Annotated in this window: 1 protein-coding gene (cut by a window edge); it reads right to left on the minus strand. The window is 77.0% G+C overall.

Annotated features, from left to right (window positions below):
- On the minus strand, nt 1-24,795 hold the 3' portion of the coding sequence (locus ACPC54_RS20605) for a type I polyketide synthase (RefSeq protein WP_498966782.1). Its footprint extends 3,177 nt past the window's final position; the window shows 24,795 of its 27,972 coding nt (coding positions 3,178-27,972); its start codon lies off the right edge, out of view; it ends in the stop codon at nt 1-3.

A 24,795-nucleotide genomic window follows, 5' to 3' on the forward strand; every position in this document is an offset into this window, starting at 1 on the left:
TCAGTCCTGGGCGTGGTCGGGGTCGTTGCGCAGGGCGGCCTGCACCAGGTCGTCCAGGTCCATCGCGTCGATCGCGTCGGTGTCCTCGGCCTCCTGGGCGGGCGCGCCGTCGGCGAGCCTCAGCAACGCGTCCAGGACGCCGCTGCGCCGCAGGCGGTCCAACGGGACGGACTCGACGAGCGCCCGCAGGCGGGCGCGCTCGGGGTCCGTGCCGTCCGTTCCGGCCGCGCCGTCGCCCTCGAACAGCAGGCCGAGCAGGTGCTCGGCGAGCTCGGTCGGGCTCGGGTGGTCGAAGACCAGCGTCGGGGACAGGTCGAGGCCGGTGGCGGCGCCGAGCCGGTTGCGCAGCTCGATCGCGCCGAGCGAGTCGAACCCGAGGTCGCGGAAGGCCTTCTCGGGGCCGACTGCCTCGGTGCCGGGCAGTCCGAGCACCTCGGCCGCGCGGCCGCGCACCAGCCCGAGGAGGGCGGCGGAGCGGCGGGCCGGGCTGAGCGCGGCCAGTTCGGCGCGCAGCTCGCGACCGTCGGCGTTGTCCCCACCGGGGCCCTGCGGGTCGGCGTAGCCGGGGAGTTCGGCGAGCAGCCGGCTCGGGCGCATGGCGGTGAAGGCCCGGACGAAGCGCTCCGGGTCGACGTCGGCGACGAGCGTGGACGGCGCGGTGTCGAGGACGGCCCGGCGCAGCGCGGCGACCGCGACGGCCGGGTCGAGCGGCCGGATGCCGGTGCGGCGGGCGGCCTCGCCGGCCCGGGCGTCGGCGGCCATTCCGCCGCCGGCCCAGGCGCCCCACGAGAGGGACGTGGCGGCGAGCCCGTCGGCGCGGCGGCGTTCGGCGAGGGCGTCGAGGACGGCGTTGGCGGCCGCGTAGTTGCCCTGGCCGGGGTTGCCGACGGCCGCGGAGGCGGAGGAGAACAGGGCGAACACGGCGAGGTCGTGGTCCCTGGTCAGCTCGTCGAGCAGGAGGGCCGAGCCGGCCTTCGCGCGGTAGACGTCCTCGAAGCGGTCGGGGGTGAGGCCGTCGATGACGCCGTCGTCGAGCACGCCGGCGGCGTGGACGACGGCCGTCAGCGGCTGTTCGGCGGGCACGGCGGCCAGGACGGCGGCGAGCGCCTCCCGATCGGCGGCGTCGCAGGCCACGACGGTGACCGCGGTGCCGGTGGCGGTCAGTTCCTCGCGGAGCTCGGCCGCCCCGGGAGCGTCCGGGCCCCGGCGGCTGAGCAGCACGAGGTGCGGGGCGCCGGCGGCGGCGAGGCCACGGGCGACCTCGGCGCCGAGCGCGCCCGTGCCGCCGGTGATCAGGACGGTGCCGGTGGGCTCCCAGGCCGCCGGGTCGTTGTCGGAGCCGCCGGGTGTGGCGGCCAGGCGTCGGCCGAGGATCCCGGTCGGCCGGACGGCCAGCTGGTCCTCCCCGTCCGGCTTGGCGAGGACGGCGGCCAACAGGGCGGCGGTGCGCCGGTCGAGGCTCGCGGGCAGGTCGATCAGACCGCCCCAGCGCTGCGGGAGTTCGAGCGCGGCGACCCGGCCGAGGCCCCAGACGGCCGCCTGGGCCAGGCCGGTGACGCGGTCGCCGGGGGCGGCCGCGACGGCGTCCCGGGTGAGGCACCACAGGGGTGCGCCGATCCGGGCGTCGCCGAGGGCCTGCACCAGGGCGGCGGTGCGGACGAGCCCGGCGGGTGCACTGCCGTCCGCCGACTCGTCGAGTGCCAGGAGGGACACCACTGCGGTGATCTCCTCGACCGCGTAGGGGAGATCGGCGAGCTGCTTGGCGAGGCCGGCGCGGTCGGTGCCGGCCTCGACGGTCAGCCGGACGGCGTCCGCGCCGAGCGCGGCGAGGACGGCGTCCGTCCAGGCCGTGCCGCCGTGTCCGGCGGGCACGACTGCGAGCCAGGTGCCGGCCGGAGCCGCGGCGCGCGGCCGGTCGAGCGGCTTCCAGACGATCCTCCGCCGGCGGGCGTCCACGGCGGTCTGCTCCTCGCGCCGGTCGTGCCAGTCGCGCAGCGCCGGGAGCACCTGGGCGAGGGCGTCGCCGTCGACGTCCAGGGTGCCGGCGAGCGCGTCGAAGGACGCAGTGCGCAGCGCCGTCCAGAACTCCCCGTCCGGGGAGGTGGCCGGCGAGGCGGCCGAGGCGAACGACTGCTCGGGCCAGTAGCGCTGCCGCTGGAACGGGTAGGTGGGCAGGTCGACCCGGCGGGCACCGGTGCCGGCGAAGACGGCGGACCAGTCCGGCGCGAGCCCGTCGGTGTGCAGACGGGCGACGGCGGTGAGCAGGGTCGTGCGCTCGTCGCGGCCGTGGCGCAGCGCGGTGGCGGTGACCACCGGGCGGGCCGGGTCGGCGTCTTCCGCGGTGTTGGCCTGGACGAGGGCGGACAGCACGCCGTCCGGGCCGAGTTCGAGGTGGCGGCGCACGCCGCGGGCGGTGAGGGCCGCGACGCCGTCGGCGAAGCGCACGGCCTCGCGGACGTGGCGCACCCAGTACTGCGCGTCGAACCGCGCCCTGGTGTCGCCGGTGACGACGTCGCCGGTCAGGTTGGACACGAGCGGGATGCGCGGGGCGGCGTAGCCGATGCCCCGGGCGGTCCGCTCGAAGTCGTCGAGCATGGCGTCCATGTGTACGGAGTGAAACGCATGGCTCACCCGCAAACGCCTAGTCCTGCGCCCGTCGGCGGCGAATCCGGCGGCGATGCGTTCGACGGCGTCGGCGTCTCCGGCGAGGACGACGGCGCGCGGGCCGTTGACGGCGGCGATCGAGACGCCGTCCGTCAGCAGCGCCAGCACCTCCTCCTCCGTCGCCTCGACGGACACCATCGCTCCCCCACCGGGGAGTTCGGACATCAGCCGGGCCCGAGCCGCGACCAGCGTGCAGGCGTCCTCCAACGAGAACACCCCCGCCACATGCGCCGCCGCGATCTCACCGATCGAGTGCCCGACCACGTAGTCCGGGCGCAGACCCCACGACTCCACCAGCCGGAACAGCGCCACCTCCAGCGCGAACAGCGCCGGCTGCGCATACCCCGTGTCGTCCAGCAGAGCCGCCTGAGCCGAACCCTCCGCCGCGAACAGCACCGGGCGCAGCGGCCCGGCCAGCCGTCCCTCGAAGCCGGCGAGGACGGCGTCCAGCGCGTCGGCGAACACCGGGTGGGTGGCGTACAGCTCCCGCCCGGCACCGGGGCGCTGCGAGCCCTGGCCGGGGAAGAGGAAGGCGGTCTTCCCGCCCAGGGCCGAGCCTTGGACGAGCTGCGGGGCGGCCTGGCCGTCGACGAGGGCGCGCAGGCCCTGCGTCAGCTCGGCGCGGTCGGCGGCGAGCACGGTGGCCCGGTGGTCGAGCAGCGTGCGGGTGGTGGCGAGCGAGTGGCCGAGGTCGCGGACCGTCAGCTCCGGGTGCGCGGAGAGGTGGCCGAGCAGCACGGCGGCCTGCTCGCGCAGCGCGACGGGCGTCGCGGCGGAGAGCGGGACGGGCAGCGGCCGGTCGTCCGGGCGGTCCTCGGCGGGCTCGGCCGCGGCCGGCGCCTCGATGATCACGTGGGCGTTGGTGCCGCTCGCGCCGAAGGCGGAGACGCCCGCCCGGCGCGGGTGGCCGGTGGCCGGCCACGCGGTCTCCTCGGTGAGGAGCTCGGCGGCGCCGGCCGTCCAGTCGACGTGCGAGGACGGCGTGCCGACGTGCAGCGTGCGCGGCAGCAGGCCGTGCCGCATGGCCAGCACCATCTTGATCACGCCGGCCACCCCGGAGGCGGCCTGGGTGTGGCCCAGGTTCGACTTCAGCGCGCCGATCAGGACGGGCCGTTCGCGGTCCTGGCCGTAGGTGGCGAGGAGCGCCTGCGCCTCGATCGGGTCGCCGAGCCTGGTGCCGGTGCCGTGCGCCTCGACGGCGTCGACCTCCGCGGGCGCCAGGCCCGCGTTGGCCAGGGCGCGCCGGATGACGCGCTGCTGGGACGGGCCGTTGGGCGCGGTGATGCCGTTCGACGCGCCGTCCTGGTTGATCGCGGAGCCGCGCAGGACGGCCAGCACGCGGTGGCCCCGGCGCTCGGCGTCCGAGAGCCGCTCGACCACCAGGACGCCGACGCCCTCGGACCACGCGGTGCCCTCGGCGGCGTCGGAGAAGGTGCGGCAGCGCCCGTCCGGGGACAGCGCCCCCATCTCGCCGAACTCGACGAACCCGACCGGGCTCGACATCACCGTCACGCCGCCCGCCAGGGCCAGCGAGCACTCACCGGACCGCAGGGCCTGGGCGGCCAGGTGCAGGGCAACCAGCGAGGACGAGCACGCGGTGTCCACGCTGACGGAGGGCCCCTCCAGGCCGAGGGTGTAGGAGAGCCGGCCGGACAGCAGGCTCGCGGACTGCGCGGTCTCGACGTGACCGAGCTGGCCGATGGCCGGCCGGTAGTCCCCGCTGCCGCCGCCGATGAACACGCCGGCGTCGCCGCCGCGCAGGCCCGCCGGGTCGATCCCGGCGCGCTCCAGTGCCTCCCACGCGGTCTCCAGGACGAGCCGCTGCTGCGGGTCGACGACCATCGCCTCGCGCGGGGAGACCCCGAAGAAGGCGGCGTCGAACTCGGCCGCGTCGTACAGGAACCCGCCCTGCTGGGTGACGCTGCGCCCGCGCCCGTCGCGGTCGCCGTGGGCGAGCCGGTCGAGGTCCCAGCCGCGGTCGGCCGGGAACGGGCCGATCGCGTCGGCGCCCTCCCGCAGGAGCTGCCACAGGTCCTCGGGCGAGCGGACGCCGCCCGGGTAGCGGCAGCCCATGCCGACGATCACGATCGGGTCGTCGGTGTCGGCGGCGACGGCCGAGCGCTCCACCTCCTGGGCCTCGTCGAAGAGTTCGGCGCGGAGGTGGGCGGCGAGGGCCGCCGGGGTCGGGTAGTCGAACACGAGGGTGGCGGGCAGGCGCAGGCCGGTCGCGGTGTTGAGCCGGTTGCGCAGGTCGACGGCGGTCAGCGAGTCGAAGCCGAGGTCCTTGAACGGGTGCCCGGGGGGCACGTCGTCGGCGTCGGCGTGACCGAGCACGGCGGCCGACTCGGCCCGGACGATCGCCAGCAGCGCCTCGGTGCGCTCGGCCGCCGACCGCTCGCGCAGACCGGCGCGCAGTGCGTCGGCCTTGCCGGAGGCCCCGGGCGCCTCCTCCGGCTCCGCGGTGACGCGGGCCTCGGGCAGGTCGGCGAAGAGGCGCGTCGGCCGGGATTCGGCGAAGGCGGGCGCGAAGCGCTCCCACGCCACGTCGGCGACGGTGACGGCGGGGCCGTCGAGGGCGGCGGCGAGGGCCGTCAGGGCGCGGTCGGGGGCGACGGGCGGCAGCCCGTTGGCCCGCAGGTGCGCGGCCAGCGAATCGGGCGTGCTGCCCGCCCAGGCACCCCACGCGACGGCGGTGGCGGCCCGGCCGGCGGCGCGGCGCCCCTGGGCGACGGCGTCGAGGAGGGCGCCGGCGGCGGCCTCGTCGGCCCGGCCCTTCACCCCCCAGGTGCCGGCGATCGACCCGAACAGCAGGTAGGCGTCGAGGTCCCGGTCCGCGAACGCCTGGTCGAGCGCGTCGAGATCGGCGAGCAGCCCGGCGAGGTGGTCGGCGGGCTCCCCGGCCCGGCCCGTGTAGAGGACGGCCGAGAGGTCCGGCAGCCCGAGGACGGAGGCGACGGCCTCCGGGTCGCCGGGCGTGCCGATGACGAGCGTCAGGTCGGCGCCGTGCTCGGCGAGCTCGGCGCGCAGCCGGTCGGCGGCCTCGCCGTCGACGGCGGTGTCCGCAGTGAGCAGCACCACCTGCCGGGCGCCCGCGTGGGCGAGCCAGCGGGCGGTGGGGGCCGCGTGGCCCTCCGCGTCGCCGACCACCAGGACCGTTCCGCGCGGGGTCCACGGGCGTGCCGTGTCGGGCGTCGTGGCGCGCACGAGGCGGCGGGCGAAGGCTCCGGCGGGGCGCAGCGCCAGCTGGTCCTCGCCGTCCCCGGCCGTCAGCAGGGCGCGCAGGCGGGCCGCCGTGCGGGCGTCGGGGGCCTCGGGGAGGTCGATCAACCCGCCCCAGCGCCGCGGGTGTTCGAGGGCGGCCACCCGGCCGATGCCCCAGGCGGCCGCCTGCGCGGCGTCCTGCGGGGCCTCGGTGTCGCCGACTGCGACGGCGCCCCGGGTGAGGCACCACAGCGGAGCCTCGACGCCTGCCTCGCCGAGGGCGGCGAGCAGGGCGTCCGGCCGGGCGAGCCCGGTGGGCACGCCGTCGGAGGCGCCGAGCAGGGACACCACGCCGGTGATCGGCCCGGCGATCGGGGTCAGGTCCGCAGCGTCGTCCCCGTCGACCGCCACCCGCACGACGTCCGCGCCGAGGGCCGCGAGCACCGCGGACGTCCAGGCGTCGTCGTCCCGGTCGGCCGGAACGAGGGCCAGCCAGGTGCCCGGCAGGGCGTCCGGGCCGGTGCGGGCGGCGTACGGCTTCCAGACCGCGCGGTAGCGCAGCCGGTCGGCGTCCGTCCGCTCGGTCCGGCGGCGGCGCCACGCTGAGAGGGCGGGGAGCAGTGCGCTGAGCGACGACTCGTCGTCCAGGCCCAGCGTCGTACCCAGCGCGGCCGTGTCGGCGCGCTCGACGGCGGACCAGAACGCGGCGTCCGCCGGGTCGGCGGCGGCGACAGCCTCGGGTGCGCGCTCGGGCCAGTACAGCTTGCGCTGGAACGGGTAGGTGGGCAGGTCGACCCGGCGGGCGCCGGTGCCGGCGAGCAGGGCGGTCCAGTCGACCGGGACACCCGCGACGTGCAGGCGGGCGAGGGCGGTGACCAGGGTCCGCTCCTCGGGCCGGTCGCGGCGGCAGGTCGCTTCGGCCACCCGGTCGGGGTCACCGCCGGAGCGCTGGGCGAGGGCGGCGAGGACGCCGTCCGGGCCCAGCTCCAGGAAGGCGGTGGCGCCCGCCTCTTCGAGCGCCCGGACGCAGTCGGCGAAGCGGACGGTCTCCCGGACGTGGCGCACCCAGTACTCGGGGGTGCACAGATCCGCGCTCGCGTCGCCTGTCAGGTTCGAGACGAGCGGGATCGACGGAGCCGCGTACGCGAGCCCGTCGAGGACGGCCCGGAAGTCGTCCAGCATCGGTTCCATCAGCGGCGAGTGGAAGGCGTGCGAGACCCGCAGGCGCGTGGTCCGCCGGTCGGCGAAGTGCGCCTCGATCGCCTCGACGGCCGCCTCCGCCCCCGAAACGACCACGGAGGTCGCTCCGTTCACGGCGGCGATCGACACCGACTCGTCCAGCAGCGGCAGGACCTCGTCCTCCGAAGCCTCCACGGCGAGCATCGCGCCGCCCTCCGGGAGCGCCTGCATCAGCCGGCCGCGCGCCGCCACGAGGACGCACGCGTCCTCCGGGGAGAAGACCCCGGCCACGTGGGCCGCGGCGATCTCGCCGATCGAGTGTCCGGCCACGAACTCCGGCCGGACTCCCAGGGATTCGACGAGCCGGAACAGCGCCACCTCGACCGCGAAAAGCCCGGCCTGGGCGTACTCCGTCCGGTTCAGCAGCTCCGCGTCGTCGCCCCACACCACGTCCCGCAGCGGCCGGTCCAGGAGCTGGTCCAGCCGTGCGCAGACGCCGTCGAAGGCCTCGGCGAACACCGGGAAGCGGGCGTACAACTCCTGCCCCATGCCGAGCCGTTGCGAGCCCTGCCCGGAGAACAGGAAGGCCGTCGAGCGCTCGGCGGCGACGCCGCGCGCGAGCTCGGCACCGTCCAGCAGCACCGCCCGGTGCCCGAGCGAGGCCCGGCCGACGGCCAGCGAGTGGGCGACGTCCAGCGCGGACGGCCCGTCCACCTCGGCGAGGCGCGCGAGCGAAGCGTCCAGCGCGGCCTCCGACTTGGCGGAGACCACCCACGGCGCCGCGTCTGCGGGCAGCACCGGACCGGCCGGATCCACAGCGGAGGGCGCCTGCTCCAGCAGGACGTGCGCGTTGGTGCCGCTGACACCGAAGGCGGAGACGCCGGCCCGGCGCGGGCGGCCGGTCTCCGGCCAGTCGCGGGCCTGCGTCAGGAGCTCCACGGCGCCGGCCGTCCAGTCGACGTGCCGGGAAGGCGCGTCGACGTGCAGCGACTTCGGCAGTTCCCCGTGCCGCATCGCGAGCACCGTCTTGATCACGCCGGCGGCGCCGGCGGCGGCCTGGGTGTGGCCGAGGTTGGACTTCACCGAGCCGAGCAGGAGCGGGAGTTCGCGGTCCCGCCCGTAGGCGGCCAGCAGGGCGTGCGCCTCGATCGGGTCGCCGAGGGCGGTGCCGGTGCCGTGCGCCTCGACGGCGTCGACCTCGGCGGCGGTCAGGCCCGCGTCGGCCAGGGCCGCGCGGATCACCCGCTGCTGGGCCCGTCCGTTCGGGGCCGTCAGCCCGTTCGAGGCGCCGTCCTGGTTGACGGCGCTGCCGCGCACGACCGCGAGCACCGGGTGCCCGAGCCGGCGGGCGTCGGAGAGCCGCTCCAGGACGAGCACGCCCGCGCCCTCGGACCAGGCGGTGCCGTCGGCGGCGTCGGCGAAGGGCTTGCAGCGGCCGTCGGCGGCGAGGCCGCCCTGCGCGGTGAACTCGACGAAGGCGTCCGGGCTGGACATCACCGAGGCGCCGCCGGCCAGGGCCAGCGAGCACTCCCCGGCGCGCAGCGCGCGGGCGGCCAGGTGGAGCGAGACGAGGGCGGAGGAGCACGCGGTGTCGACGGTGACGGCCGGGCCCTCCAGCCCGAGGGTGTAGGAGAGGCGGCCGGACAGAAGGCTCGCGGTGTTGCCGGTGGCGGCGTGGCCTCGGACGTCGGCGGTGCCGCGGCGCAGCACGGTCAGGTAGTCCTGGCCGTTGGTGCCGACGAAGACGCCGGTGTCGCTGCCGCGCAGGCGGTCGGGGGCGATGCCGGAGCGCTCCAGGGCCTCCCAGGAGGTCTCCAGGAGGAGGCGCTGCTGCGGGTCCATGGCGAGGGCTTCGCGGGGCGAGATGCCGAAGAAGCGGGCGTCGAAGCGGCCGACGCCGTCGAGGAAGCCGCCGTGGAGGGTGGCGGAGCCGCCGCGGCCGAGGGCGTCGAGGTCCCAGCCGCGGTCGGTGGGGAACGGGCGAACGGCGTCGGCGCCGTCGCCGAGCAGCCGCCAGAGGTCCTCCGGCGACTCGATGCCACCGGGGAAGCGGCAGGCCATGCCGACGATCACGATCGGGTCGTCCGCGACGGCCCGCGGGGCCGGGGCCCGGTCGGGTTCGGGCAGGGCACCGAGGAGTTCACCGAGGAGGTGGGCGGCCAGGTCGGCCGGGGTCGGGTGGTCGTAGACCAGGGTGGCCGGCAGGGTCAGGCCGGTCGCGGCGGTGAGGGCGTTGCGCAGTTCGACGGTGGTGAGGGAGTCCATGCCGAGGTCGGTGAAGGGCTGGTCCGCGCCGACGCGTTCGCCGCCCGCGTGGCCGAGGACCGCCGCGACGCGGGTGCGCACGAAGTCGAGGACGAACCGCTCCCTGGCCTGCTCCGACAGCTCGGCCAGGCGCTGTCGCAGCCCGGAGTCCGGGGCGGTCGCCGACGGCCGGCCGGCCGGTCCGGCCAGCGCGGCGATCAGCGGCATGGGCCGCTGCGCGGTGAAGACGGCGGCGAAGCGCTGCCAGTCGATGTCGGCGACGGTGAGCGCGGTGTCGTCGTGGTCGAGGGCGTGTCCGAGGGCGGTCAGGGCGCGCTCGGGCGCCATCGGGCCGTAGCCGCCGCGGCGCACCCGTTGTTCGACGCCGGCCCCGGCCATGCCCTCGCCGGCCCACGGGCCCCAGGCGATCACGGTGGCCGGGCGGCCGTCGGCGCGGCGCTGCTCGGCGAGGGCGTCGAGGTGGGCGTTGGCGGCGGCGTAGTTGGCCTGCCCGGCGGCACCGAGGGTGCCGGCGGTGGACGTGAACAGGACGAAGGCGGCGAGGTCGCTGTCGCGAGTCAGCTCGTCGAGGTGGCACGCGGCGTCGACCTTGGGGCGGTACACCTCGGCGAAGTGCTCAGCCGTCAGGGTGTCGAGGGTGCCGTCGGCGAGCACGCCGGCGGTGTGGAAGACGGCGGTGAGCGGCCGGTCGGCGGGGACGGCACCGAGGACGGCCGCGAGGGCGTCCCGGTCGGCGGCGTCGCAGGCGGCCAGGGTGACGCCGGCGCCGAGAGCGGCGAGGTCGGCGCGCAGCTGCTCGGCGCCGGGGGCGTCCGGGCCGCGGCGGCTGACCAGCAGCAGGTGCGCGGCGCCCTGGGCGGCGAGGCGGCGGGCGAGCTGCCCGCCGATGCCGCCGGTGCCACCGGTGATCAGGACGGTGCCGGCGGGCACGTACGGCCGGGCGGCCGCGCGCCCGCCCAACGGCTGGCGCACGAGGCGCCGGGCGAAGGTGCCGGAGGCGCGGACGGCGAGCTGGTCCTCGCCGTCGGTGCGGGCGAGCGCGGCGGCCAGACGGCGCAGCGCGGTGTCGTCGAGCTGCTCCGGCAGGTCGATCAGCCCGCCCCAACGGGTGGGCAGTTCGAGGGCGGCGGACCGGCCGAGGCCCCAGACGGCGGCCTGCCGGGGGTCGGCGGGGCGGTCGGAGCGGCCGGTGGCGACGGCGCCGCGGGTGAGGCACCACAACGGGGCGGTGAGGTCCGCGTCGCCGAGGGCCTGGACGGCGGTGACGGTGGCCGCGAGCGGGTCGTCGCCGAGCGCGAGCAGGGACAGGACGCCGGTGAACCTGCCTTCTTCCGCGGTCACTTCACGCAGCCGGGAAGCAAATGCGGCCCGGTCGCCGCGGACCCGGAGGGTCACCCCGTCGACGAGCCCGGCCACCCACGCTGCCTCGTCCGGCGCGAGCACCAGCCAGCGGCCGGACGGCCGGGCCACGGCAGCGCCCGTCGCGTCGAGCGGCGTCCAGGAGGCGCGGTAGCGCCAGGCGTCCACGGCGGAGCGCTCACGGCGGGCGCGGCGCCAGGTGGAGAGGGCGGTCACGCTGTCACGGTCGAGGTCAAGACCGGTGCCGAGCGCCCCGAGGTCGCCGCGGTCGACGGCGGCCCAGAACTCGGCGTCCACGGGGTCGGATCCCATCGCCGGGACGGACCGTCCCTCCGGCCAGTAGCGCTCGCGCTGGAACGGGTAGGTGGGCAGGTCGGCGCGACGGGCGCCGGTGCCGGCGAAGACGGCCACCCAGTCCGGGCGCAGGCCGCCGACGGCGAGCCGGGCGAGCGCGGCCATGAGGGTCGGGACGCCGGGCCGGCCACGCCGCAGCGCGGGCACGCCGGCCACGCGGGCGCCGTCTCCGAGGGTGTCGCGGGCGGCGGCGGTGAGGACGCCGTCGGGACCGAGTTCGAGGAAGGCGGCGGCGCCGTGGCCGGCGAGGGCTCGGACGGCGTCGGCGAAGCGGACGGTGTCGCGGACCTGCCGGGCCCAGTACGCGGGCGCGGCGAGCTCGTCGGCGGTGGCGAGCGCGCCGGTGACGGTGGAGATCAGCGGGATCGCCGGGGCGTCGTAGGTGAGCGTGGCGGCGACGCGGGTGTAGGCGTCGAGCATCGGCTCCATGTGCGGCGAGTGGAAGGCGTGCGAGACGCGCAGTCGCCTGGTGCGCCGCCCCTGGGTCTCGAACTGCCCGGCGATGCGCAGGACTTCGCTCTCGTCGCCCGCGAGGACCACCGAAGTGGGCCCGTTGACGGCGGCGATCGAGACGCCGTCCGTCAGCAGCGCCAGCACCTCCTCCTCCGTCGCCTCGACGGACACCATCGCTCCCCCACCGGGGAGTTCGGACATCAGCCGGGCCCGAGCCGCGACCAGCGTGCAGGCGTCCTCCAACGAGAACACCCCCGCCACATGCGCCGCCGCGATCTCACCGATCGAGTGCCCGACCACGAAATCCGGCCGCAGACCCCACGACTCCACCAGCCGGAACAGCGCCACCTCCAGCGCGAACAGCGCCGGCTGCGCGTACCCCGTGTCGTCCAGCAGAGCCGCCTGAGCAGAACCCTCCGCCGCGAACAGGACGTCCCGGACCGGCCGTTCGTAGTCGAGGTCGAAGCGGGCGAGGACGGCGTCGAGCGCCTCCGCGTACACCGGGTACCGGTCGTACAGTTCCCTGCCCATGGCCGGGTACTGGCTGCCCTGGCCGGTGAACAGGAACGCCAGGCCGCCGGCGGCCGCCCGGCCGGTGACGAGGGCGGCGTCCGGCAGGCCGTCACGAAGGGCGGCGAGCGCGCGCCGCAGCTCGGCGCGGTCGCCGGTGGTGACGGCGGCACGGCGGTCGAGCGCGGTGCGGGTGGTGGCGAGGGAGAACGCCAGGTCGGCGAGCGGCGGTTCGGGCTGCTCGTCGAGCGCGGTCAGCAGCCGCCCGGCCTGGGCGCGCAGCGCCTCGTCGGTACGGGCGGACAGCGTGAAGGGCACGGTGTCGCCGTCCGTCGGCGCAGCCGCCACGACGGCGGCCGGTGCCTGTTCGAGGATCACGTGCGCGTTGGTGCCGCTCAGCCCGAAGGAGGAGACGGCGGCCCGGCGCGGACGCCCGGTCTCGGGCCAGTCGCGCGCCTCCGCGAGGAGCTCGATGGCACCCTCCGCCCAGTCGACGTGGGTGGACGGCTGGTCGATGTGCAGGCTGGCCGGGAGCACGCCGGTGCGCAGCGCGAGCACGGTCTTGATGACGCCGGCCACGCCGGAGGCCATCTGGGTGTGGCCGATGTTGGATTTCACCGAGCCGAGCAGCAGCGGCAGTTCGCGGTCCTGGCCGTAGGTCGCGAGCAGCGCCTGCGCCTCGATCGGGTCGCCGAGCCTGGTGCCGGTGCCGTGGCCCTCGACCGCGTCGACCTCGCCCGGGGCGAGCCGCGCGCTGGCGAGCGCGGCACGGATCACGCGCTGCTGCGCGGGCCCGTTGGGCGCGGTGAGGCCGTTGGAGGCGCCGTCCTGGTTGACGGCGGAGCCGCGCAGGACGGCGAGCACCGGGTGGCCGAGCCGCTCGGCATCGCAGAGGCGCTCGACCAGGACGAGGCCGACGCCCTCGGCGAGGCTCATCCCGTCGGCGGCCTCGGCGTAGGCCTTGCAGCGGCCGTCCACGGCCATCGCTCGCTGGCGGCTGAAGCCGACGAACGCGTTGGGCGTGGCCATCACGCTGACGCCGCCGGCCAGGGCGAGGGAGCTCTCCCCGTTGCGCAGCGACTGGCAGGCCAGGTGCAGGGCGACGAGCGAGGACGAGCACGCGGTGTCGAGCGTGACGGCCGGGCCCTCGAAGCCGAAGGTGTAGGAGAGCCGGCCGGACAGGACGCTCGGGATGGTGCCGGTGACGAGGTGGCCCTCGGCGCCGTCCTGGGCGGAGTCGCCTGGGCTGTAGTCCTGGTAGCTGGCGCCGATGAAGGTGCCGGTGAGACTGCCGCGCAGGGCGGACGGGTCCAGGCCGGCGCGCTCCATGGCCTCCCAGGCCGTCTCCAGGAGGAGGCGCTGCTGCGGGTCCATGGCGAGGGCCTCGCGCGGGGAGATGCCGAAGAACGCGGCGTCGAAGTCGGCGACGTCCCGCAGGAAGCCGCCGCGCACCGAGTAGGTGCGGCCGGGCGCGTCCGGGTCCGGGTCGTACAGCCCCTCGGTGTCCCAGCCGCGGTCCGCCGGGAACTCGGTGATGGCGTCGCCGCCCGAGGTGACGAGCCGCCACAGGTCCTCGGGCGAGGCGATCCCGCCGGGGTAGCGGCAGCTCATGCCGATGATGGCGATCGGCTCGTCCGACGCGGCGCCCGCCACCGTGGCGGCGGGGCCGTCGACGGCGGCACCGGCGATCTTCTCGCGCAGGAAGCGCACCAGGGCGAGCGGGTTCGGGTGGTCGAAGACCAGGGTGCTGGGCAGCGTCAGCCCGGTCGCGGCGGCCAGCCGGTTGCGCAGGTCGACGGCGGTCAGCGAGTCGAAGCCGACGTCGCGGAAGGCCCGCTGCTCGGACAGCACGTCGGGCGAGGCGTGGCCGAGCGTGGTCGCCGCCTCGGCGCGGACCAGGTCCAGCAGGCGGCGCTCCTGTTCGGCGGCCGGCAGGGCGCGCAGCTTGGCGGCGAACTCGCCGTCCCCGGCCGGGCGGTCGGCGGCCTCGGTGAGCCGGCGCACCTCGGGGACGTCCTCGAACAGGGCGGTCGGGCGGCCGGAGGTGAAGACCGGGTGGTAGCGCCCCCAGTCGACGTCGGCGATCGCGAGCACCTGCTCGTCGGCGTCCAGGGCCTGGCGCAGCCCGTCCAGGGCGAGCGAGGGGTCCATGAAGACCAGGCCGCTGCGCCGGATCTGGCCGGGGTCGACGCGGCCGAGCTTCAGGTCGTCGGCCCAGATGCCCCAGGAGATCGCGGTCGCCCGGCCGCCGCGGGCGCGGCGGTGCTCGGCGAGCGCGTTGAGGTAGGCGTTGCCCGCGACGTAGGCGGCGTGCCGGCCGCTGCCCCACATGCCAGCGGTGGAGGAGTACAGCACGAAGGCGTCGAGCTGGTCGTCGGGCAGGAGCTCGTCCAGGTGGCGGGCGCCGGCGGTCTTGGCGTGCAGGACCTTGGCGAAGGCCTCGTGGGTGGTCTCCTCGATCGACAGCAGCTCGATCACGGCGGCGGTGTGGACGACGGTGCGCACCTCGTGGCCGGCGGCGGCCAGGTCGGCGAGCATCGCCGCGACGGCCTCGCGGTCGGTGAGGTCGCAGGCGGCCATCTCGGCCGCGCAGCCCGCGGCGGCGAGCTCGGCGAGCAGCTCGGCGGCGCCCGGCGCGGTGGCGCCGCGGCGGCTGGTGAGCACGATCCGCTCGGCGCCCTCGGCGGCGAGTCGGCGGGCCAGGTGCGGGGCGAGGGTGCCGGTGCCGCCGGTGATCAGGACGGTGCCGCGCAGCGGCCTGGCCTCGCGGGGGGCTGCGGCCTCGGCGCGCACGATGCGGCGGGCGTAGGCGCCGGAGGGGCGGATCGCCACCTGGTCCTCGACGCCGGCGGCCAGGACGGCGGCCAGCCGCTCGCCGCCGCGCCTGTCGAGCGTGTCGGGCAGGTCGACGACGCCGCCGAAGCGCTGCGGGTGCTCCAGGGCGGCCGTCCAGCCGAGGCCGTGGACCTGAACCTGCACCGGGTTGGCCACCTTGTCGGTGCGCCCTGCCGCGACGGCGCCGCGGGTGAGACACCACAGCGGGGCGTCCTGCCCGGCGTCGCCGAGGGCCTGGATCAGGGCGAGGGTGAGCGCGACGCCCTGCGGCAGGGCGGGGTGGCGCTCACTCGGCCGCTCGGCGGTGGCAAGCAGCGAGACGATGCCGGTGAGCCCGGTGGGGTCGAGGCGCGCGGCGAGTCGCTGCCGGTCGGTGCAGCTGTCGTCCAGGACGAGCCGCTCGACCGTCGCGCCGTGCGCGGTCAGCGCCTTGGCGACGTCCTCGCCCTCGCCTTCCTGGGCGGTGACGAGCAGCCAGGTGCCGTCCAGCCGGGCGGGACCGACGGAGAGCGGCTTCCACGTCGCCCGGTAGCGCCAGGAGCCGACCGTCGAGCGCTCCTGTCGGCGGCGGTGCCAGTCGGACAGCGCGGGCAGCACTGGCGCGAGCGCGCCGCTGTCGATGCGTAGCCGGGCGGCCAGCGCCTCGACGTCGGCCTCCTCGACGGCGCTCCAGAACTCGCCGTCCTCCGGCTCGCCGCCGGGGCGCGGCGCGACGGCCCACAGGTGCTCGTGCTGGAAGGCGTAGGTGGGCAGCGGCACGCGACGCCCGCCCGCGGTGTGGGCGGACCAGTCGGCCCGTCCGCCACGGACGAAGGCCTCGGCGAGCGAGGCGAGGAAGCGGTCGGCGCCGCCCTTGTCGCGGCGCAGGGTGCCGACGGCCGTGGCGCGGTCGCCGCGGTCCTCGGCTGTGGCCTCGATCGCCATGGTGAGCACGGCGTGCGGGCTGACCTCGACGAACAGGCCGTGCCCCTGGGCCATCAACTCCCGCACCGCCGGGTCGAAGCGCACCGGGTTGCGCAGGTTGCGGTACCAGTAGCCGGCGTCCATGGCCGTGGTGTCGAGCCAGTCGCCGGTGACGGTGGAGAAGAACGGCACCTCGGCGGCGCGCGGGCGCACGGGGGCGAGGTCGGTCAGCAGGTCGTCCTTGAGCAGCTCGACCTGAGCGGAGTGCGAACCGTAGTCCACGCTGATCCGCCGGGCGCGCAGGCCCTCGGCCTCGAACTCGGCCATCAGCTCGTCGAGTTCGTCGGCCGGTCCGGCCACCACGACGGTCCGCGGCCCGTTCACGGCGGCGACGGCGAGCCCACCGCCGCGCGAGCGCAGCCGCTGCTCGGCCTCCTCGGCCGGCAGCGGCACGGAGACCATCCCGCCGGAGCCCGCGAGGACGCGGCCGATGAGCCGGCTGCGCAGCGCCGCCACGCGGGCGCCGTCCTCCAGGGAGAGCGCCCCGGCGACGACGGCGGCGGCGATCTCGCCCTGGGAGTGGCCCACCACGGCGTCCGGGTGGATGCCGTGGGCGCGCCACAGTTCGGCGAGGGCCACCATGACGGCGAAGGTCGCCGGCTGGACCACGTCGACGCGGTCCAGCGCGGGCGCGCCCTCGACCTGGCGCAGCACGTCGGGCAGCGACCAGTCGACGTGCCCGGACAGGGCCGCCGCGCACTCGGCGATCCGCTCGGCGAACACCGGCGACTCGTCCAGCAGCCGGGCGCCCATGCCGGCCCACTGGGAGCCCTGGCCGGGGAAGACGAAGACCGTGCGGCCGCCGTCCTCGGCGAGGCCGCGGACGGCGTTCGGCGCGGAGGCGCCGGCGGCGAGCGCGGCGAGGCCCTCGCGCAGTTCGGCGACGTCGGCGCCGAGTACGACGGCGCGGTGTTCGAGGAGGGCGCGGGTGGTCAGCAGGGTGTGGGCGACGTCGTGCGGGCGCAGGTCCGGCTCGACGTCGAGGTGGTCGGCCAGGCGCGCGGCCTGGGCGCGCAGGGCGGCGGGGGTGCGGGCGGAGAGCACCCACGGCACGACGCCGTCGGACACCTCGGCAGGCTCGGCCGGAAGGGCGGCGGGCGCCTCCTCCAGCACGACGTGCGCGTTGGTGCCGCTGATGCCGAAGGAGGAGACCGCGCAGCGGCGGGTCCGCTCGCCGGCCGGCCACGGCACGGCCTCGCTGAGGAGGCTGACGGTGCCCGGCGTCCAGTCGATGTGCGAGGACGGCTCGGCGGCGTGCAGGGTGGCCGGCAGCACGCCGTGGCGCAGCGCCTGGACCATCTTGATCACGCCCGCGACGCCGGCCGCCGACTGGGTGTGGCCGAAGTTGGACTTGACCGAGCCGAGCAGCAGCGGGCGCCGCGGGTCGCGGTCGCGCCCGTAGGTGGCCTGGAGTGCCTGGGCCTCGATGGGGTCGCCGAGGGCGGTACCGGTGCCGTGCGCCTCGACGGCGTCGACGTCGCCCGGGGTGAGGCCCGCGTTGTGCAGGGCCTGGCGGATGACGCGCTGCTGGGACGGCCCGTTGGGCGCGGTGAGCCCGTTGGAGGCGCCGTCCTGGTTGATCGCGGAGCCGCGGATGACGGCGAGCACCTGGTGGCCGTTGCGCTCGGCGTCGGAGAGCCGCTCCAGGACGACGACGCCGACGCCCTCGGCGAGGGTCATGCCGTCGGCGGCCTCGGAGAAGGCCTTGCAGCGGCCGTCGGCGGCGAGCGCTCGTTGGCGGCTGAAGGCGATGAAGGCGTTCGGGTTGGTCATGACGGTGGCGCCGCCGGCGAGCGCGAGGGAGCTCTCGCCGCCGCGCAGCGACTGGCAGGCCAGGTGCAGCGCGACGAGCGAGGAGGAGCACGCGGTGTCGACGGTGACGGCCGGGCCCTCCAGGCCGAACAGGTAGGCGAGGCGGCCGGAGAGCACGCTCGGGCTGGTGCCGGTGACGGCGTGCCCGGCGGAGCTGTCGTCCATGCCGAACCCGTACTCCTGGTACGTGGACCCGATGAAGGTGCCGGTGGCGCTGCCGTGCACGGAGGTCGGGTCGATGCCCGCGGATTCGAGGGCCTCCCAGGTGGTCTCCAGCAACAGGCGCTGCTGGGGGTCCATGGCGAGGGCCTCGCGCGGGGAGATGCCGAAGAACGCGGCATCGAACCCGCCGGCCTCGTGCAGGAAGCCGCCCCGGGTGGAGTAGGTGCGGCCGGGGGTGTCCGGGTCCGGGTCGTAGAGGCCGGTGTCCCAGCCGCGGTTCTCCGGGAACTCGGAGATGGCGTCGGTGCCCTCGGCGACGAGCCGCCACAGCTGCTCGGGGCTTCCGGCGCCGCCGGGGAAGCGGCAGCCCATGCCGACGATGGCGATCGGCTCGTCCGGGTCGGCGGCGGCGACCGGCTGCGCCGTCACGTCCTGCGGTCCGTCGAGTAGTTCGCCGCGCAGGAAGGCGGCGAGCGCGACCGGCGTCGGGTGGTCGAAGGCCATCGTGCTGGGCAGCGGCAGGCCGGTCAGCGCGGCGAGGCGCTTGCGCAGCTCGACGGCGGTCAGCGAGTCGAAGCCGGCGTCGCGGAAGGCGCGCTTCTCGGGCACGCCGTCGACGGAGCCGTGGCCGAGGACGGCGGCGGCCTCGCGGCGCACCAGGTCGACGAGCAGGCGGTCACGCTCGGGCTCGGACAGGCCGCGCAGGCGGCGGACGAGGTCGGAGGCGGCCCCGGCGTCGGCAGCGGCGCCGCGGGCGAGGGCGCGGACTTCGGGCAGCTCGTCGAACAGGACGCTCGGCCGGGCGGCGGTGAAGACGGGGGCGTAGCGTTCCCAGTCGACGTCCGCGACGGTCACGGCGACGTCCTCGTGGACGATCGCGCGGCGCAGCTCGGTGAGCGCGGTCTCCGGGGCGAGGAAGCGCAGGCCCTGGCGGCGCAGGCCGTCCGAGACGGCCTCGTGGGCGGCCATGCCGGCGCCGGCCCACGGGCCCCAGGCGATCGAGGTGGCGGTCAGGCCGCGGGCGCGGCGGTTTTCCGCGAGGGCGTCGAGGTAGGCGTTGGCGGCTGCGTAGGCGCTCTGCCCGGCGCTGCCCCAGATGCCGGCGACGGAGGAGAACAGGACGAAGAAGTCCAGTTCGTGGTCGGCGAGGAGGGCGTCGAGGTGGGCGGCGCCGTGGAGCTTGGCGGCGGTGAGCGCGGCGACCTCGGCGACCGGGGTCTCCGAGAGCGGGGCGGCCTGGCCGACGCCGGCGGCGTGCACGACGCCGGTCAGCGGGTGCTCGGCCGGGACGGCGGCGAGGACGGCGGCGAGCGCGTCGCGGTCGGCGACGTCGCAGGCGAGGACGGCCGTGGTGGCGCCGTGTTCGGCGAGTTCGGCGACGAGTTCGGCGGCGCCGGGGGCGTCCGGGCCGCGTCGGCCGGTGAGCACGAGGTGCCGGGCTCCGCTGCGGGCCAGCCAGCGGGCGACCTCGGCGCCGAGCGCGCCGGTGCCGCCGGTGACGAGGACGGTGCCGTCTGCGGTGAACTCCTCGGCGCGGGGCAGCTCGTCGACGGCGTGCCGCACCAGGCGGCGGCCGTAGGCGGCGCTGCCGCGCAGCGCGATCTGGTCCTCTCCTGCGCGCTTGCCCGCCTTGCTCGCCGCGAGGACACCGACCAGGCCCTGCACGGTCGGCGCGTCCAGCACCGGGGGCAGGTCGACCAGCCCGCCCGGCGCCTGCGGGCGCTCCAGGGCGGCGACCCGGCCCAGGCCCCACGCGGCGGCCTGGACGGGGTTGGTGAGCGGATCGGCGGGCCCGGTGGAGACGGCCCCGCGGGTGACGGTCCACAGCGGCGCGGCGGAGCGCAGGTCGCCGAGGGCCTGGGCGAGGACGACGCCGCGCGCGACACCCTCCGGCAGGCCGGGGCCCAGGGTGGGCCGGTCGGCCAGCGGGACGAGCGACAGGATGCCGCTCAGCTCGCCGAACTCCGCTATCCGGCGGCCGAGTTCGCTTCGATCGCGGCAGTCCTCGTCGAGCACCAGCCGTTCGAGGCGGGCGCCGTGGCCGCGCAGCGCGTCGACGAGCTCGGCGTCGTCGACAGCATCGGTGGTGACGACCAGCCAGGTGCCGTCGAGGACGGGCGCGGCCGCCGGGCGGACGGGCCGCCAGTGGACGCGGTAGCGGGCCGCGTCGAGCTGGGCCTTCTCGTGGCGGGTGCGGCGCCAGTCGGCGAGGGCGGGCAGGAGGGCGTAGAGGCCTGCGTGGTGTTCGTCGCGCAGGCCGAGCAGGTCGGCGAGTTCGGCGGCGCTGCCGCGCTCGACGGCGCCCCACAGGGCGGAGTCGGCGGGGTCGGCGGCCGGGGCGGCGATGGCGGGCTCGGCCTCGGGCCAGTAGCGCTCGTGCTGGAACGCGTAGGTGGGCAGGCCGGTGCGGCGGGCGCCGGTGCCCGCGTACAGCGCGGCCCAGTCCAGGGCGTGCCCGCGCACGTGGAGTGCGGACAGGGCGAGGGCGGCGGTCCGTTCCTCGGGCCGCCCGGCGCGCAGCAGCGGGACGGCGGTCGCGGCGGTGTCGTCGGCCAGGATCTCCTCGGTGAGCGCGGCCAGCACACCGTCCGGGCCGAGTTCGAGGAAGGTGGCGGCGCCGGCCGCACGGGCGGCGCGGACGCCGTCGGCGAAGCGGACGGCCCGGCGGACGTGCTCGACCCAGTACTCGGGCGAGCACAGCTCGGCCTCGGTGGCGAGTTCGCCGGTGGTGTCGGAGACGAGCGGGATGGCCGGCGTGCGGAAGTCCAGCTCCGCGACGGCGCGCCGGAACTCCTCCAGCATCGGCTCCATCAGCGGCGAGTGGAAGGCGTGCGAGACGCGCAGCCGCTTGGTCCGGCGGCCCTCGGCCGCGAACTCGCCGGCGATGCGCAGGACTTCGCCTTCCAGACCGGAGATCACCACGGCCCGCGGCCCGTTGACGGCCGCGACGGACACGCCGGGCACCAGGCGCGCCAGCACCTCGTCCTCGGCGGCCTCGACGGAGACCATGGCGCCGCCTTCGGGCAGCGCGTCCATCAGTCGGGCCCGCGCGGCGACCAGCGCGCACGCGTCGGCGAGCGGGAGCACCCCGGCGCAGTGCGCGGCGGCGATCTCGCCGACGGAGTGGCCGAGCAGCACATCGGGGCGAACGCCGAGCGAGACGACCAGGCGGAACAGCGCGACCTCGACGGCGAAGATCGCGGGCTGGGCCCAGCCGGTGCGGTTCAGCAGCTCCTCGTCGTCGCCCCACAGTACGTCGCGCAGCGGGCGTTCCAGCCGCGGGCCGAACTCGCGCAGCACGTCGTCCAGCGCCTCGGCGAACACCGGGAAGCGCCCGGCGAGTTCGCGTCCGACACCGAGGCGCTGGGCGCCCTGGCCGGCGAACAGCACGGCGAGCTTCGCGGCACCGGTCTCGCCCGCGACGAGCCCGGCGGCGGACTCGCCCGCGACGAGGGCGGTCAGGGCGGCGAGCAGTTCGTCGCGGTCGCCGCCGACGGCCACGGCACGGTGGTCGAAGCCGGAGCGGGTGGTGGCGAGCGAGAGCCCGAGGTCGGCCAGGCTCCCGGCCGGGTCCGCGGCGGCGAAGGCGCGCAGGCGGGCGGCCTGGTCGCGCAGCGCGGCCGGGCTGCGGCCGGCCAGCGGCCACAGCAGGACGGGCTCCGCGACGGCCGGGGTGGCGTCCCGCGAGACGGCGGCGGGGGCCTGTTCGAGGATGACGTGGGCGTTGGTGCCGCTGAAGCCGAAGGAGGACACGCCGGCCCGGCGCGGGCGGCCGGTCTCCGGCCAGTGCGCCTCCTCGGTCAGCAGCTCCACCGCGCCCTCGTCCCAGTCCACGTGGGAGGACGGCTCGGCCGCGTGCAGGGTGCGGGGCACGACGCCGTGTCGCATCGCCAGCACCGTCTTGATCACGCCCGCGACGCCCGCAGCGGCCTGGGTGTGGCCGAGGTTGGACTTCACCGAGCCGAGGAGCAGCGGGAGTTCACGGTCCTGGCCGTAGGTGGCGAGGAGCGCCTGGGCCTCGATCGGGTCGCCCAGGGAGGTGCCGGTTCCGTGTGCCTCGACGACGTCGACGTCGGCCGTCGCGAGCCCGGCGCTGGCGAGGGCCTGGCGGATCACGCGCTGCTGGGACGGCCCGTTGGGTGCGGTGAGCCCGTTGGAGGCGCCGTCCTGGTTGATGGCTGAGCCGCGTACGACGGCCAGCACCTCGTGCCCGTTGCGGCGCGCGTCGGAGAGGCGCTCCAGGGCGATCACGCCGACGCCCTCGGACCAGCCGACCCCGTCCGCCCGGTCGGAGAACGCCTTGCAGCGCCCGTCCGGGGCGAGGCCGCGCTGGCGGGAGAACTCGATCAGCGAGGTCGGGGTGGACATCACGGTGACGCCGCCGGCCAGGGCGAGCGTGCACTCTCCGGCGCGCAGGGCCTGCATGGCCCAGTGCATGGCGACGAGCGAGGACGAGCACGCGGTGTCGACGGTGACGGCCGGGCCCTCCAGGCCGAGCGTGTAGGAGACGCGGCCGGAGGCGATGCTCGGCGAGGTGCCGCTGCCCTGGAGGCCCTCGAAGCGGCCGCCCGCGAGCAGCGCGGAGTAGTCGTTGTACATCACGCCGGCGAACACGCCGGTGCGGCTGCCGCGCAGCGACACCGGGTCGATCCCGGCCCGCTCGACTGCCTCCCAGCAGGCCTCCAGCAGCAGGCGCTGCTGGGCGTCGGTGGCCAGCGCCTCGCGCGGGCTCATGCCGAAGAAGCCCGGATCGAAGTCGGCGGCCTCGTGCAGGAAGCCGCCGAAGCGGGTGTAGCTGGTGCCGAGGTGGTCCGGGTCCGGGTGGTAGAGCGACTCGACGTCCCAGCCGCGGTCGGTTGGCAGGCCGGAGATCGCGTCGGTGCCCTCGCGCAGCAGGCGCCACAGGTCCTCGGGCGAGGCGACGCCGCCCGGATAGCGGCAGCTCATGCCGACGATGACGATCGGGTCGTCGTCGGCCGCCGCGCGCACGGGGGCCGCGCCGGCGGGCGCCTGGGCACCCGTCAGGCCGTCCAGAACGTGCCCGGCGAGGGCGGTGACGGTCGGGTAGTCGAAGACGACGGTCGCGGAGATGCGCAGGCCGGTGGCGGCGCTCAGACGGTTGCGCAGCTCGACGGCGGTGAGCGAGTCGAAGCCGAGGTTCTGGAACGGACGGTGCGGGTCGACCTCGGACGCGTCGGCGTGCCGCAGCACGGCCGCCACCTGGGCACGGACCAGGTCGACGACGGCCGCGGTGCGGGCGCGCTCGTCCAGCCCGGCGAGCCGGCGGGTGAGGGCACCGGCCGCCTCGGTGGCGGTCACGGCGGCGCGCCGCGCGGGGGTGCGGATCAGGCCGCGCAGGAGCGGCGGCACCTCGCCCCGGGCGCGCAGCGCCGGGAGGTCGAGGCGGACGGGCAGCAGGACGGCCTCGGGGCGGGCGAGGGCGGCGTCGAACAGCGCGGTGCCGTCGGCCTCGGAGAGCGCAGGGGTGCCGAGCCGGGCGAGCCGGTCGAGGTCGGCGTCGGTGAGTTCTCCGGTCATTCCGCCGACGGGGGCCCAGGGACCCCAGCCGAGCGAGAGTCCGGGCAGTCCGGCGGCGCGGCGGGTGCGCACGAGCGCGTCCGCGAAGGCGTTGCCCGCGGCGTAGTTGGCCTGCCCGGCCGCGCCGACGGTGCCGGAGAAGGACGAGAAGACGACGAACGCGGCGAGGTCGAGGGCCTGGGTGGCCTCGTGGAGGTGCCACAGGGCGTCGGCCTTGGGCCGCAGTACGGCGGCGAGCCGCTCGGGGGTGAGCCGCTCGACGACGCCGTCGTCGAGCACGCCGGCGGCGTGCACCACGGCGGTCAGCGGGTGTCCGGCGGGCACGCCCGCGATCAGGCGCTCGACGGCGGCGCGGTCGGTGAGGTCGCACGCCTCGACGGCGACCTCGGCGCCCGCCTCGGTGAGCCGCGCGGCCAGGTCGGCGGCGCCTTCGGCCGCGGCTCCTCGGCGGCTCGCGAGCACGAGGCGACGGACGCCGTGCTCGGCCACCAGGTGCCGGGCGAGGACGGCGCCGAGGCCGCCGGTGCCGCCGGTGATCAGGACGGTCCCGTCCGGGCTCCACGCGGCGCCGGTCTCGGCCACCGCGCCCGCGCGGGCCAGCCGGGCCGCGAGCACGGCGCCGCCGCGCACGGCCAGCTGCGGCTCGTCGCCGCCGAGGGCGCGCTCGGGCAGCGGCCCGCCGGCCGGGTCCAGGTCGACCAGGCCGAACCGGCCCGGGTGCTCGGCCTGCGCGGAGCGCACCAGGCCCCACACGGCGGCCGCGGCCGGGTCGGTGACCTCCTCGTCCGCCGTGGTGGCGACGGCGCCCCGGGTCACGAAGACCAGCCGGCCGAACGCGTCCTCGGCGAGCCACTGCTGGAGCCGGGCCAGGGCCAGGGCCGTCAGCGCGTGGGCCGAGCCGACCGGGTCGGCCGGATCTCCCGCGAGCGGCACGAGCACCACCTCGGCCGGGGCCTCGCCCGCCGCCGGCAGCACGCCGAGGCCGAGCGGGTCCGCCTCCGGGACGGCCACCGCGGCGGGCACCTGCGCGCCGCCGCGCGGCCGGGACCAGCGCAGCTCGAACATCGCGTCCCGGACCGGCCCGGCGCCCGCACCGGCCGGCGCCGGGAGCGCCCGCAGCAACAGCGAGCCGACCGAGACGACCGGGCCGCCCGCCGCGTCGGCGACCTCGACGGCGACCGAGTCGTCCCCGGTCGCGGACAGCCGCACCCGCACCACCGACGCGCCCGTGGCATGCAGGCTGACGTCCTGCCAGGAGAACGGCACCCCGCCGAGCCCGAGGAACGCCGTCGCGTGCAGCGCCGCGTCCAGCAGCGCCGGGTGGATGCCGAACGCGCTCGCCTCGCCGCTCGCGCCCTCGTCCAGCGCGACCTCGGCGAACACCTCCCCGCCGCGCCGCCAGGCCGCGCGCAGCCCGCGGAACGCCGGGCCGTAGCAAAAGCCCGCACCGGCGAGGCGCTCGTCCAGGCCGTCCAGGTCGAGCGCCTCGGCGCCGGCCGG

The organism is Kitasatospora sp. NPDC094028 (assembly GCF_049543595.1).
Taxonomy (GTDB): Bacteria; Actinomycetota; Actinomycetes; order Streptomycetales; family Streptomycetaceae; genus Kitasatospora.